Origin of the sequence: Saccharopolyspora elongata (assembly GCF_004348985.1) — a bacterium.
Classification (GTDB): Bacteria; Actinomycetota; Actinomycetes; order Mycobacteriales; family Pseudonocardiaceae; genus Saccharopolyspora; species Saccharopolyspora elongata.
Genome location: NZ_SMKW01000143.1, coordinates 1 through 13,617, shown reverse-complemented (window position 1 = coordinate 13,617; position 13,617 = coordinate 1). Strand labels below are relative to the sequence as shown.

The following is a 13,617-nucleotide window of genomic DNA, read 5'->3' as shown; positions in this document are numbered from 1 at the left end:
CGCCCGACGGCACGCCGATAAGCGTGGGACCAGCGGTGACCGGATCCACCGCGCCCGGTGTGGGCAGATGCATTCCCGGCGACGGGGTGCCCGCTGCCGTACCAGGAGTGGCGCCCGGCCCACCACCTTGACCGGGCACGCCACCAACCCCCACACCCTCGGCCGCTACGGTGGCCGTCATCGGGCCGATTCTGGTGGGACCATGGGCGAAAACACCGCTGCCGGCAGGCCCGGAGTCGCCATCGCTGCCGGAATCCGAGTCCGTGTCACCAAACTTGCTGCCGTAGCCCGAGTTCGCATCACCGGACTCGCTGCCGGTGTCACCAGACTCGCTGCCATAGCCGGAATCCGAGTCACCGAGACTGTGCCCGGGCTTGTCCCCCGTCTGCACAACCGGAACACCGACAGCATCCGGCATGTCGATCGCGGGGATGTCCGGGCCGCCCACCACGTCCACACCATTGACTAGTTCACCGATCTTCTCACCAGCATCGGCAGAGCCCTTGTCAACTGCCCCGGTGAACGCACCACCCACCGCACCGGTCCACAAATCATCCATACTGCCGCCCAGGATCCCCGCCGCACCCGCGCCGACCACCGTCTCCGCAGCCGCCTCGGTAAACCCGTGGAACAACATCGAGCCCGCAACCCGCGGCCCCAACTTCTTCATACCCATGAACATGGCGCCCATCAGGCCGCCCGCCGCGGCACCCGCGGTGAACTCGATGAGCGAGTTCTGCCCGTCCCACTCGTGACGGTTGCCCTCAACGAACTGGATGATCTGCGCCAACGCGCCCTGCGCGACTTCCTCGACACCCTCCTGGAGGGCTTCCACCAGCAGCCGCACCACCCAGTGCAGCTTCTCCAGGATGCGAGTGACAGCGATGCGGGCAGCGGTAATAAACGCGGGAACCAACGGCACCGTGAACGGGTCCGCCAACGCCCAGATGATCGACGCCGCGAAAAACGCGATCTCGATCATCATCGAATAAACGCCCAACTCCACGTTCAACGCAAGATCGAGCAAACCCGCCGACTGCTGCCTCGCCAAAGCCACCAGCTGCGGCACCGCAGCGGCCAGCTCATCAACACGATTACGGAACGCACGACCGGCACCACCACCGATACTCCGCTCCGCCACCGCCGCCAACGACCCCAGAGACCGCCCCAACTCCTCCAGCGTCACACCACTGTCATGCCAGCTCTCCGCCAACGCACGCGCCGCCGCCACATCAACCCGCGGAGCCTTCTGCCCCGCCACCAAAACCCACAACCAGTCAAACGCCGGATCAAACTCGATATCCACCACTCAACCCCGATCCACAACACAAACCACCCACAACCACACACCAATGCGATCACAGGTGCATGGTCCGCCTCGTGTTTTTCGGACAGCTTGCTTGCTGGGCTATTTCACGCTGCTTGCTGTCGTTTCAGGGACTCGTCGTGGACCTCGCGTGGTATCCGGTAGCCGAATCCCGAGTGGAGACGTTTCGTATTGCAGTGGATTTCGATATAGCGGACGATGTCGGCCCGTGCGCGTGCTCGTGTTTGGGTACTTGGTGCGGTGGACGCGCTCCACTTTGAGTGCTGCGAAAAACGATTCCGCTTGGGCATTGTCGAAGCAGATCCCGGTTCTGCCGGCCGATTGCCTGAGGTTGTGCTTCTTGAGGGTTTCCGCGAAGTCTCGCGAGGTGTAGTTGCTGCCGCGGTCGGAGTGGAAAATCGATTCCGGCTTGATGTTGTGGTTTGTCGTCGCCATACGGATGGCCTTGTGGATCAGTGGCGTCTTGTAAGCCGTGGGAGATCCGCGAGCTCACTCCGTCGGAGCCTGCGGTCGCTGTGACGCCGTGGTGCGCATAGATGAGCCGTCGACAGCAAGGCAGGTGCTCAGAGCGAGATCTCGCGCAGCCGACCGGTAGACAGCTCGTACTCAGCCACGCGGACTGCCAGGCGCCGCTGCTCGGTTGCTTCACGCCGGATCGTCGAGCGGTCGATGAGCTGGGCCGCACTTCGCCTGGCCTGCTCGCTCACGCACGCATCGAAGAACTGCTGCGGATCGACCTTCTTCGACACCGCTCGGATCGCGGTCTCGATGCCGCGCACCAGTAGCTGACGCCGTCGGTCACTTGGTCCCGGCCCGCTACGACGTCGATCGCCGCCTCGACCGCACCACACCCGGCGTGCCTCACTACCACGATCAGCGGCACGCGCAGTTGCTCGACGGCATATTCGCCGCTGCCGACGACGTCGCCGTCGAGCACCGCGCCCGCGCTGCGGATCACGAAAAGGTCGCCAAGTCTCTCGTCGGAGACCACCTCGGGCCCAACACACGAGTCGGCGCACGCGATGACACATGCGAACGGATGCTGCTCCGCTACCAGAGACTGCCGCCCTTCTGCCGTCTGGTGCGGATGAGTCGCCCTCCCCTCGTCGAAGCGCGCGTTGCCATCCAGCAGCTGCCGCCACGCGGTTTCGGCACCCGGCAACTCGACCGGCGCGGTCGACGTCACCGGCACCTGCCTTGGCGCACAAGCCGACATCCCGACCCCGGCGACCGTGGACGCACCACTCAAGCGCAACAGGTTCCGGCGGGAGAACGATGATCTACTCAGCTGCACGGAACCCTTAGTACTCTACGGACGAAGGGGTTTTCATCCCTGACCACGAAATCTGGCCGAGCGGTCAGTGTTGAGAGCACCATTGTGCCAACGAGAACGGAATAACGAGACAAATCACGCATTTCGAGCAAGTGGATACAGTGCCCATGCAGCTGCCCCCTCAGCCAAAGCAGACCTCGTATCCGACTCTCCGCGCGAGGTCCCCCAAGGCAGGCGCGTCCAACAGCCCAGCAGCGCCTCCACTCCGGAGATCGCCCGGTCGACGAGGCGCTCCAGGAGCTGGCACATGAAGTGCTGCCGCACTTCACCACCACTCCCGAACCCGCCCTCACCAGCCGAGGCACTTGACCTTGCCTACCGGGAAGTCACCGACCGCAGCTCCAACGTGCAGTTCGGCGAAATGCGCGGACGGGCGCGCGGTTGTCGAGCAGACACCGAAGCCCAGCTGTGGTATGGGAATCCGATTGTTCAGGCGATGCTCGAAGCAGGTGTCGTGCTTCCGGGGTGGCGGTCACCCGCGACCCCGGAGCGAGATCAAGGAATGAGGGTGGGAGCAACGCCACCGTCGACCCGCAGGGCCGCACCTGTCGTGGCTGACGCATGCTCGGAGGCAACATAGACAGCGAGGGCGGCTACCTCGTGGGGTCGGATGAGGCGGCCGAGCAGCGAGGTGGGCCGCTCCTGCCGAATGAACGCGGTCTCCGCCTCTTCGAAGGAGCCGCCCGGACCGACGCGGTCGGTGATGAATTCCTCCACGCCGGGCGTCAGGGTCGGGCCGGGCAGGATCGAGTTGACCGTCACGCCGGACCCCTTGAGCTCCTGGGCCATTCCGCGGGAGACCGCCAGCTGCGCGGTCTTGGTCATGCCGTAGTGCACCATCTCCGTCGGTGTCATCACCGCAGACTCGCTGCTGACGAACAGCACCCGCCCCCAGCCGCGCTTGGCCATGCGCGGTGCGTAGTGACGCGCCAGGCGCACGCCGCTGAGGACGTTGACGTCGAAGAAACGCCGCCATTCGCCGTCGGTGATCTCGAAGACCGGGGTGGCCGCGAAGATGCCGGCGTTGTTGACCAGGACATCGCAGTCGGGCACGGCGTCGATGAGCTTCTGTGCGCCCTCAGCGGTGGACACGTCCGCAGCCACGGACCGCACGGATTCCGCCGCGGCTCCGGCTTCCTCAGCCACTTGGCGGGCGGCTTCGACCGTGCGCGATTCTTCCCTGCCGTTGACCACCACAGTGGCGCCGGCGCGGGCCGCCGCCACCGCGATGGCCCGCCCGATACCTGCGGTTGAGCCCGTGACGACGGCGGTGCGGCTGGACAGGTCGATCTGCATGATTGCTCCTTCATCTACGGCCCCGGGACGCCCCGCGCGTTGCTCGTGCGCTCCTGCGGGGATCCCCGACATACTACTTGCAAACGCGTTATAATAACAAACGCTTTATATGGGCGCGAGCGGAGTAAGGTGCCTCATCCGTTGACTGAAGCTCGCGTGATTCCATTCACGATCTGACGTGCCAGCAAGATGAATACGACGATCACGGGCAACACGCCGAGCGTCGCACCGGTCAGCATCAACGAGTAGTCCAGGAAGTACCCGCTCGCCAGCCTCGACATGGCGACCTGAACGGTAGGGCTCTCGTTCGGGTCAAGCACGATCAGCGGCCAGAAAAAAATCGTTCCACGCCGCCATGAACGTCACCATGCCCAACACCGCCGCTTGCGGGCGGATCGCAGGGACCGCTACGTGCCAGAACGTTCCCCACAGTGAACAGCCTTCGACCCGTCGGCTCCGCGAACAGCTGCAAGCCGCCGATCGTCGACACCACCACAGTAAAAACGATGGTTGGTCGGATTCCCGGGACAGTGACCGACCAGAACGACCGCCACCTCGATGCTCCGTCCAGCGCTGCGGCTTCGTATAGCTCCCTCGGGATGTTGCGCATTGCCGCCAGATAAAGCAGGGCGTTGTAGCCGGTCCAGCGCCACATCACCATGACCGCGACGGCCAAGTGGGAGGACCGGCGCTGGTTCTCCCAGTCCACGGGTTCCAATCCGACCATCCCCAGGATCCAGTTGACCACGCCGGAATCACGTCTGAACAACTGGGCGAAGACCAACGTCACGGCTACCACGGAAACAACGTTCGGCAGCAGGACGCCGGCCCGCCATGCGGTTCCCGCGCGCAGTGGCCGGTTGAGCAAAGCCGCGATGCCGAGAGCTGCCAACAACTGCGGAACGGTGGATACCAGGAAGATGCTCGCTGTGTTGACCAGGGCGTTGTAAAAGTCGGGGTCGGCGAACAACGCGGAGTAGTTCGCTACCCCGACAAAACCCTGATCGCCGTCGATCAGGTGCCAGTCGTGCAGCGAGACCCACGCGGTGTACAGCAGCGGGAAGAAGCCGAACACCGCGAACAGCACGAAGAATGGCGTGATGATACGGCGTGACCCGACCGTCGATCCTGGCGAGCAGCTCGCTCGAGCGTGAACCCGAAACAGTTGACGGCAAGAGCGACGGGCGCGCTGGCATCATCCCTACTTGACTGCTTCGCGCGCCTGTTGGACGGCTTCGTTCCACGCCTCGTCGAGGGTTTGCTTCCCGTTTTCGACGCGGCCAAGCGCCAAACCGAACTTCGGGCGCACGACGCTGTCTTTGGGGCCGCGGTAGTGCGGTTGCAGGCTGTCCGCAGCGGCCGCGTAGATCTTGCCGACCGGCGCGTTGTTGAAGTAGGGATCGGTCTTGCTGACCACCTCGGGGGCCTGGTAGGCGGCTGGTGCGCTGGGCAGAATTCCACTCTGCAAGAAGATCTTCTTCTGCTGCTCTGGAGCTGTCAGCCACGTCACGACGTCATAAGCCTCCTTCTGGTGTGAGCTCTGCTTCGGCACGGTCAGGTAGGAACCGCCTTGGTTGCCGCTGTTGCCAGGGACCGTCGTGACGTCCCATACGCCCGTGTTCGCATTTCCGCCCGCTTCCTTGATCTGCTCCAACATCCAGGCCGGGCAGTTCATAACGGCGAACGACCCCTGTTTGACCGCGACATTCCAGGCCTGGGTGTAGGTGGTCACCTTCGCGGTCTGGCCCTTCGCCCCGATTTTCCCGGCGATCTCGAAGGCACGCCGGAGGTTCGGGTTCCGGTCAGCGATGAACGAATCGTCGGCCTTCGAGAAGAAGTTCTCCTCGGACTGGTTGAGGATCGCGGTGTAGATACTGCCGGCGGAATCGGCGAACTTGGCATCAGGCGCCGCCGCGCTGAACCGATCGGCAGCACGAGCGAACTCTTCCCAAGTGGGCCACAGCTTGGCCACCTCATCGCGGTCGGTTGGCAGGCCGGCCTTCCCGAACAGGTCGCGGCGGTAGCAGAGTGCGAGACCACCCATGTCCGTCCCGAGGCCGAGGACGAAGCTGCCGTCCTTGCTGACTCCCTGCTCCCATTTCCACGGGGCCCACTGGCCCTGCAGCTCCTTGGCCCCGGAGTCGGCCAGGTTGACGAACTTGTCCTTCGACTGCAGGAACTGCGGCATGTACTGCTCTTCGATCGCTACGACGTCGGCGACGCCGCTTCCGCCTGCGAGATGGGTGGCCAGCCCCTTGTGGTGGGCCTCGAAGTCGGAGACTTGAGGAGCGAGGTCGATGTTGGGGTGCTGTGCCTCGTACTCCTCAAACAGCGGTTCGTAGCCGAACTCGCCGAAGGTCGCGACCTTGATTTCGATCTTCCCGCTGCCGGCCCCACCTGCTCCCCCGCAACCTCCCAGAACCATGAGCAAGGCCGTGCTCAACACTAGGGCTGAGTAGAAGGAACGTCCTATAGTCATCGCATTTCCTCACCTGTCAGTCGCGGACCACCATGCCGCACACTGAACACTGAGTTCACCGGGCACTCGAAAAGCGTGTCCACCGAGGGAAGACAACTCTGTCCTCCGGTACATCCAACCGCGGCCACATGACCGCAGACGAGCGCGAGGGCTCACAAGAGCACGGCCTTCGCCTTGCTGCCTTGTTCCACATGCATCGATCAGCCACCTGCAGCACCTCCGGGGCCGCCCACGCGGGTGCGGTCGTCGTAACTGCCGGCGCGGTCTCGAGACAGACGAGCTTCACCCCGCGATGGGCCCGCAACCACGCGCTCAGCGTCTCGGCGGTACTCGATATCGATCAGGATCGTGCGCAATAGTGGCCACGACGCAGAGCGAAGTCGTCCACACCAGCACTCGAGGGACAAGTGTTTGGACGTGTAGCCGCTGGAAGTGATTTCGATGCTTCGCGCGAGCATCAGATGCGAGCGGCGGAGACGCTCGATTCCGGTAGGCAGAACCAGGGGCCTCGAACCGCACTGGGGCGCGATATCTCGGCCAGACAGACCTGGACGATCCTGTGCGAGCGCCAGGGCTGGAGCCGCCAGCGGCCGGCGCGACGAGCAGCCGAACGCAACGAGGTGTATCGAGGAATAGGGCTACAGATAGATCATTAACTGAACCCGCCCACCACGTGTGTATGCGTGCAACCTCTCAGGGATGCGAGGGCAACGCGCTAACCAGCACCTCAGCGAGGCGCTAAGGTTGCGATGCAGGATCGGGATCGACCACTCCCACCGAACCGTTTGGGATCGCGTCAATTGCCGTCCAAAGGCGGCCTGCATCCCTGCGGCAGAAAAGACCAACCGCGCCACTGACGCGGCCTTTCCTTCGACGCCCCAGGGGAGGATGAAATGTCCGTCACGGACCGGGACACTGCAGGGCCTGCATATTCCCGTCCGGCAACCGTTCTGCCATCGGCTGGATCGACTTCCGCGAGCCATCCAGCATCAACCCCCGCAGATAACAGTCCCCCTGCCGCCGCTGATCCTTCCGCGTCACCGAGGCGAACGCCTCCTCAACGAACTCCGTCAACTCGCCTCGAAGACGTTCCACCGCACCAAGATCCACACCGAGATCATGAAGCACGCCCACCCACAAGATCAAGACTTAACGAAGTACTACTAGGGCTCCTTTGCAGTTGGGCTGCTGGCCGAGCCAACGCGCCATTGGGCGCTGTGGAAACCTCGACGCCGTCGAGCTGAGCCCGATTTGATCGGGGTTCTCACATCAGGCGTCATGACGGCGATGATTACACCTCGGCCGGCTAATCGGAATCCACCCAACAGGGCCAGAAGGCCAGCCGGTCTGCCCTTTTCCACCCGACCGTCGCCGTAGACACGGCCTACTGAGATCATCTCAGTGCAGGTCAGTCTGCAATAATCGATTCAGTACCTCATCGACGCTCATCCATTTGTGCTCGTCTCCGGGGGCGACGACGTCGTATGTCTCGTCCAGGAAGTCCGCCAGTTTGGCAGCGGGTGCTTCGAAGGCGGCCTGCCCGGACGGCGAGCTCAACGCGATGACGACGAGCTCGGGCTTGTCAAGTTGGGGGATGATTTGCACGTCACCTTCACCACTCGCAACGACCAGCCCGGCCGCCAGCAGATCTCGGTCGATCACCCAGTCGACCTGGCCACTCGTCCCCGCGTGGAAGCTCATGTTCACCGCGTACGGCTCACGGCTCTCGTACGACAGTTCCACCTCAAGCGGCCTCCGCACGTCGGCCGGGGCCATCAGGCTGAAAAACCGCGGTAGAGTAGATCGTCTTGTGGTTGTGGCTCATCATGCCTGCGCTCCTCAGAGTCGGATCCTGCACGACACACAGCATGGCCGTCCTGGATCCACAACTTCTTCACGCCGTCTTCAGCTCGGCGCAAGCCATGCAGGTCAAGCCTGACGAACACGCGTGTGCAAAAGGGCAATCCTCCAGGTAAAGACGATCACGGGCACAAACGGATGCCCGAAAGGGCACTATCGTGCAAGAGATCCAACAATCCGTGGATGGAGCTTGCGTAACTAGGGGTGGCGATGTCCGCGAGCACGTGCGGCCCGCTTCAGGTCGAATTGCTGGGGCCTTCGCGTGCTTGGCTCGGGGACGAGGAGATCACACTCGGCCCGCCGCGCCAACGAGCAGTGTTCGCAGTGGTGGCACTGCAGGCCAACCACGTCGTCCCCCGACATGAACTCATCGACGCCCTGTGGGGGGAATGCCCTCCCACCAGCGCCGAAGGCAGCATCTACACCTACATTTCTGGCCTGCGCCGCAGTTTGGAACCGCAGCGCTCCCGCCGGTCCAACGACGGCATCCTGATCTCGCAACCAGCCGGTTACACACTTCGGCTTCCCCCGGAAACCCTGGACGTCAGCGTCTTCGAGCGGCTGCGCGAGCAGGGTCGGCAACGGCTTTCCTCAGGTGACTACGAGGCCGCGGTTGAATCCCTGGACGGTGCGTTGGGTCTGTGGCGCGGGGAAGCGCTGTCCGGCGTTCCGGGGCCATTCGCCCAGCGGCAACGCGAACGCCTGGCGGAATTACGCCTCGCGACCATCGAACACCGTTCGAACGCGGTTCTCGCGCTGGGCGGCCACGTGGATTTGGCTGCGGAACTTGCCGGACTCGTCCGCGACTTCCCGTTGCGCGAGTCCTTGCGCGTGTTGTTGATGACCGCCCTGTATCGCAGCGGACGATCTGCGGAGGCATTAGAGGTCTATAGGGACGCCCGCCGGATGCTGGTTGAAGAGCTCGGCGTCGAGCCGGCTCCCGAGCTGAGTCGAGTACACGAACAAATTCTGGCCAACGATCCCGTGCTGGACGGAGAACCGGCGAGGGCGCCGGTGACCAACAGCGCACCACGGTCGGCTGGCAGCGCGCCACTCTCGGTCGTTCCGGCCCACGTCACCCGTGCGCTGCAGCGAAGCGAGGAAAGCCGCTTCGTTGGACGCACTGCGGAGGTCGCGCGCCTGCAGAATTTGGTCGCCGACGTGCTGGCAGGCCGTGGCCGACCGGTGTGGATCGAAGGCGATCCAGGGATTGGAAAGTCCGAGCTGCTCACAGTTGCTCTCGCCGACGCCGGCCGCCGCGGCTGCCAACTCGCATGGGCGGTGGCCGACGAGCTGAGTCAGCGATTCCCGCTCCAGGTCATGACGGAGTGTCTCGGCATCGATGCGACAGCACCCGACCCGCGGCGAGCGCAACTTGCCGCCACCTTGCACGGCGAGCATGCCACGGATCCGGTCCACCGGTTGCTCGAACTCGTCGACGAGATCTGCGCGATCGCGCCGCTGATACTGGTCATCGACGATCTGCAGTGGGCGGACGAGGCCAGCGTCCTGGTGTGGCACCGGCTCTGCGCGGCGACGCGCCAGTTGCCACTGCTGCTGGTCGCGGCGTCGCGCCCGGCACCGGATCGGGCTGAGATGGGACAGCTGCGCCGCGCAGTCGAATCGCGGGATGGCGAGGTTTTTCTGTTGGGTCCGCTGTCCGAGACGGAGACCGACCAGTTACTCGCCGAGTTGGTCGGCGCCGAACCAGGTCCGGTGCTGCGGGAGATAGCCGCACGCGCTGCGGGAAATCCTATGTACGTGCAGGAAATGACCGACGCGTTGCTGCGGGCCGATGCCGTGGCGATCGGGAACGGCACTGCCGATGTCCCCGCGGCATCGATCTCGGAAGCCCCTCAATCCCTCGTTGCTGCTGTCGGTAGACGACTCGACTTCCTTTCCCCACCGAGCTGGGAAGTGCTCCGCTGGGGCGCGCTGTTTGGGCTGGAGTTCTCCGTCACCGACATTGCCGCGGCCGCGGGTCGACAAGCGTTCGAGCTTCTGCCAGCCTTCGAGGAGGCTATCGCTGCCGATGTTGTCGTCGATGCCGAGACCCAACTGGCGTTCCGGCACCCGCTACTGCGGCAGGCGCTCTACGAAGGGATCCCGAAGGCTGTGCGAGGCGCGCTGCACCGGCAGGCGGCGGAGGCGCTCGCCCGTGGCGACGCCCCGGTGCGGCAGGTCGCGGAACAGCTCCTGGCCGCACCGGCTGCCAACGAACGCTGGGTCCTGGAATGGCTGACTGATAACCACGTCGCGGTGTCCAACCGGGCGCCGCTGATCGCCATCGAGCTGTTCGAACGCGCGCTCGAAACCTGCCCGGCTGGTGACGTGAACCGAGAAGTGCTGCTCGCGGCACTTGTGAAGGTTCTGTTTCGAGCGGGGCGTGATCCCGAGGCGAAAGCGCGGCAGGCCCTCGCCATCGCGACCGCCCCGTACCGGTCGGCGGAGATGCGGCAGCTACTGGCCGCGATGTTGCACCGAAGAGGCGACACGCCTGCAGCGATCGAAACGCTGGGGGACGCGGCTGACGATCCGGCGGTCCCAGAGATATGGCGCGTCAGGCACAGATCGCTGCTGGCGAACTTCCGACGCGGTGACCTCAGCGATCTCGACGCGACCGAGAGGGCTGCCGATGACGCGTACGAGGAGGCGGTGACCGCGGGTGAGCCCTACCCCATCGCGCACGCGTTGCAGACCAGGTGGCTGGTTGACACGGTGCGCCGAGATCACGTATGCGCGCTGAAGCACATCGACAAGGCACTCGGCGTGGTCGGTGATGACCCCGAGCTTTCGGAGTTTCGCTTTGATCTGCTCGACAACCGCTCCTTCACGCTGCAGAACCTGGATCGTCTCGTCGAGGCCGAAAAGACCATGCGCTCCGCTCGCGTAGTCGCAGCACAACACCTCCCGTCCAGCGGTCTCCAAGTGACCGAGGCAGTGCACTACTACTGGGTGGGCCGCTGGGACGACGCCGTGCTCGAACTGCAGACCTTGACGGACGACGGTCCGGCGATCTCCTTCTACGGGTTGCGCGAGCCCGGACCAGCAGCGCTGCTTGCGCATGGCGTCGGCGCGTTGATCGCCGGGCATCGGGACGACAGCAAGGCCGCCGCACGTCATCTCTACGCTGCCGAACAATATGCGCCGGCCACCGGCGCGGAACGGGAGAGCTGTGACTTCCTCCTGGTCGCGCAGGCACTAGCAGCTGAGCAACGCGGTGAACCGGACAAGTCTCTGTCCATCCTGGACCCGATCCTAAGTCCGGGATTCGCACCCCTGATGCTGCGGCACCAGTGGCTGCCGGACCTCGTCCGGCTGGCGGTTGAAGTCGGCGATCTCGACCGGGCACATCGAGCGTTGGACGTGTGCCAGGAAGAAGCGGCAAAGGAAAGCCAGCCGGCCCGGGCGTTCACTGCGGCTGCCCGCTGCCAAGGACTGATCTCCGGCGACCCCGAACCGATCATGGCCGCGGTGCAGCACTACCGAGAGGTGGGGCGCGAGGTCGAACTCGCCTTAGCTCTAGAAGACGCGGCGCTGCTCCTGGCCCAACGGGATCTGCGGAACGACGCCCAAGACAAACTCGACGAGGCAGTCCAGCACTTCGCCCTACTGTCCGCCCGCTGGGACATTCGCCGAGCCGAGTCCAGGCTCCGCGCACATGGGATTATCCCGAGTCCGCACGCCCGACTCGTGCGCCCCTCCGGCGGCTGGGTGGCCCTATCCTCGGAAGAGGTCCGGATCGCAAGCCTAGTCGCGGAAGGGCGTTCCAACCCGGACATCGCAACCGAGCTGGCCGTACCGCGGCGGATTGTGCAAGGTCACGTAACCAGCATACTGGGCAAGCTGAACGCGCATTCTCGAATCGCTGTCGTCGACGAAGTTCGCAGACGCGTCCCGGACGGCAAGCTGGCCGAGATTCACAGGTAGTCGCTTGGGTCAACATCCAACAACAGATCTCGCAACGCCGCGCGCAACCGTTCGACCTGCAACGGCGTGAGGACCACATCAGTACTGTCTGGGGTGGTCAGAACCATCCGCCGTCCAGCGAACACAAGCGTCAGTTCGCGATCGCTGCCCTGGTCGTCGGAACACGGAAGCACGTGTCGTGCTGTTTTCGGGGGGATCTTACCGGCGGCGGGCATCGAGCTCCTCCGGTGCGCCGCGACCTCCGGCCATGCGCCGGCTGCGGGAGCAAGCACCGAGAACATAGTCGAGCGCCCACCTGTTTCCCGCAGTCTCAGACCCATGTCGCCCATCTCTTTCTGATCAGATCGCTCCGACTCTCATCGCGTAGGCCACCGCGTGCTGCCGGTTGCGCAGGCTTAGTCGCCTCGTCACCCCGTAGACGACGTTCTTGACCGTCCGCACGGAGTAGCACAACTGCTCCGCGATCTCTGCGCTGTCCAGCCCCTCGGCCATCAACCTCAGCACGTCGACTTCCCGGGAGGTCAACCCGGATGCGTTCAAGCCCTGTGGGCTCAACACTTCCCGCTGCAGGTATTCAACCTGCTTGAGCAACTCGCCCAGCAGGTCGGGCGGCATCATGCCGCCCCCCTTGGCCGCAGCGATCACGCTGTTGATCAGCCTTGGCTCAGTAGCCGCAGTGCGCGGCAGTACAGCCACCACGCGAGATTCGACCGCACCGAGCGCATCAGCCGGGTTGAGTTCGTTGGTAACCAGCACTCTGGGCATCGACCATTCTTGTGCGGAATGCCGCATATCGGCCAAAATCTGGGCGTTGACGCGGTCCGCAGCGAACACGATCACGTCGGATTTAGCAGGCTTGGCCACCACGCAGAGCTCCGCCTGAGTCTCCAGGAAACTCGTCAGTCCCGCCAGGATGATCGCATCATCTGCCTGCACAGCCACTCGCACTGGGTTCATCGGGGCTCCCTACACGCTCTGTGCGTTGTGATCTGAGTGTGGGAAGGCCGTCTTCACGTTTTCTCTACATCACCTCTACGGTCGTTTTACCTGATCAGTACCGTTGCACGGCCAGGCGATACCGGCTCCACTCGTCGAGCAGGAGATCGATCCAGACGACGTGCAGTTGGGCGGCCTGTTCGTTACCCGTCGACTCACGGGCGTCCGACATCTCAGTCTCAAGTTGCCGCAACACGAGCCCGGCATCCTCTGGCCGCTTTACCGTTTCCAACACGCTCCTCCTCCGTCATGTCTGCGGACAACCATGCCTGAGCTTGTTGTTTAACCTCGGGTGGTGGTGTTGCGGCCCCGGTTGATCATGGATGAAGCCCTTGGTTGATCCTTCCTCTTGCGACAGATGGAAGATCACAACCAAGGGCTTCGATGATCAGTGTG

Annotated in this window: 12 protein-coding genes and 1 pseudogene; 1 reads left to right on the top strand and 12 read right to left on the bottom strand. The window is 64.1% G+C overall.

What is annotated here, in order from left to right; genetic code table 11:
- The 9 genes and pseudogenes from E1288_RS44460 to E1288_RS44415 form a co-directional block, all read right to left on the bottom strand.
- The coding region (locus E1288_RS44460) for a WXG100-like domain-containing protein (protein ID WP_456320521.1) at positions 1–1,309 on the bottom strand (1,309 nt) is incomplete at its 3' end.
- A gap of 581 nt (positions 1,310–1,890) precedes the next feature.
- A complete protein-coding gene (locus E1288_RS44450) occupies positions 1,891–2,076 on the bottom strand; it encodes a hypothetical protein (RefSeq protein ID WP_132495139.1) in 186 nt (61 codons plus the stop codon).
- Complete coding sequence (locus tag E1288_RS44445; protein WP_165968609.1) at positions 2,031–2,513, bottom strand: carbonic anhydrase; 483 nt, start codon at positions 2,511–2,513, stop codon at positions 2,031–2,033. The genes E1288_RS44450 and E1288_RS44445 overlap by 46 nt, the downstream gene beginning before the upstream one ends.
- A 642-nt stretch (positions 2,514–3,155) precedes the next feature.
- A complete protein-coding gene (locus E1288_RS44440) occupies positions 3,156–3,956 on the bottom strand; it encodes an SDR family NAD(P)-dependent oxidoreductase (protein WP_132495135.1) in 801 nt (266 codons plus the stop codon).
- Positions 3,957–4,090: 134 nt separating this feature from the next.
- On the bottom strand, positions 4,091–4,237 hold the full coding sequence (locus E1288_RS50760; protein ID WP_165968608.1) for an ABC transporter permease family protein: 147 nt from the start codon (positions 4,235–4,237) through the stop codon (positions 4,091–4,093).
- Positions 4,238–4,278: 41 nt separating this feature from the next.
- Positions 4,279–5,061 (bottom strand): carbohydrate ABC transporter permease, encoded by a 783-nt coding sequence (locus E1288_RS44435; RefSeq protein ID WP_165968610.1) that lies wholly within the window; start codon positions 5,059–5,061, stop codon positions 4,279–4,281.
- Positions 5,062–5,157: 96 nt separating this feature from the next.
- The gene (locus tag E1288_RS44430; RefSeq protein ID WP_132495133.1) at positions 5,158–6,435 is read right to left on the bottom strand and encodes an ABC transporter substrate-binding protein; all 1,278 of its coding nucleotides are present in this window, start codon (positions 6,433–6,435) and stop codon (positions 5,158–5,160) included.
- 915 nt (positions 6,436–7,350) lie between these two features.
- A pseudogene (locus E1288_RS44420) lies at positions 7,351–7,545 on the bottom strand (transposase); the annotation flags it as partial.
- Positions 7,546–7,833: 288 nt separating this feature from the next.
- The gene (locus tag E1288_RS44415) at positions 7,834–8,178 is read right to left on the bottom strand and encodes an SsgA family sporulation/cell division regulator (RefSeq protein WP_408014317.1); all 345 of its coding nucleotides are present in this window, start codon (positions 8,176–8,178) and stop codon (positions 7,834–7,836) included.
- A 327-nt stretch (positions 8,179–8,505) separates the two neighbouring features.
- Between E1288_RS44415 and E1288_RS44410 the strand changes: the two genes are divergently transcribed.
- Positions 8,506–12,225, top strand: coding sequence for a BTAD domain-containing putative transcriptional regulator (locus tag E1288_RS44410; RefSeq protein ID WP_132495129.1), 3,720 nt, complete (start codon positions 8,506–8,508; stop codon positions 12,223–12,225).
- Here the strand turns inward: E1288_RS44410 and E1288_RS44405 are convergent.
- The 3 genes from E1288_RS44405 to E1288_RS44395 form a co-directional block, all read right to left on the bottom strand.
- Entirely contained in the window at positions 12,216–12,440 is a 225-nt protein-coding gene (locus E1288_RS44405) for a hypothetical protein (RefSeq protein WP_132495127.1), read from the bottom strand. The two genes, E1288_RS44410 and E1288_RS44405, sit on opposite strands and share 10 nt — an antisense overlap.
- 124 nt (positions 12,441–12,564) lie before the next feature.
- Entirely contained in the window at positions 12,565–13,182 is a 618-nt protein-coding gene (locus tag E1288_RS44400; protein WP_132495125.1) for a helix-turn-helix transcriptional regulator, read from the bottom strand.
- Between the two features lie 94 nt (positions 13,183–13,276).
- On the bottom strand, positions 13,277–13,456 hold the full coding sequence (locus tag E1288_RS44395; RefSeq protein WP_132495123.1) for a hypothetical protein: 180 nt from the start codon (positions 13,454–13,456) through the stop codon (positions 13,277–13,279).
- Positions 13,457–13,617: the final 161 nt, after the last annotated feature.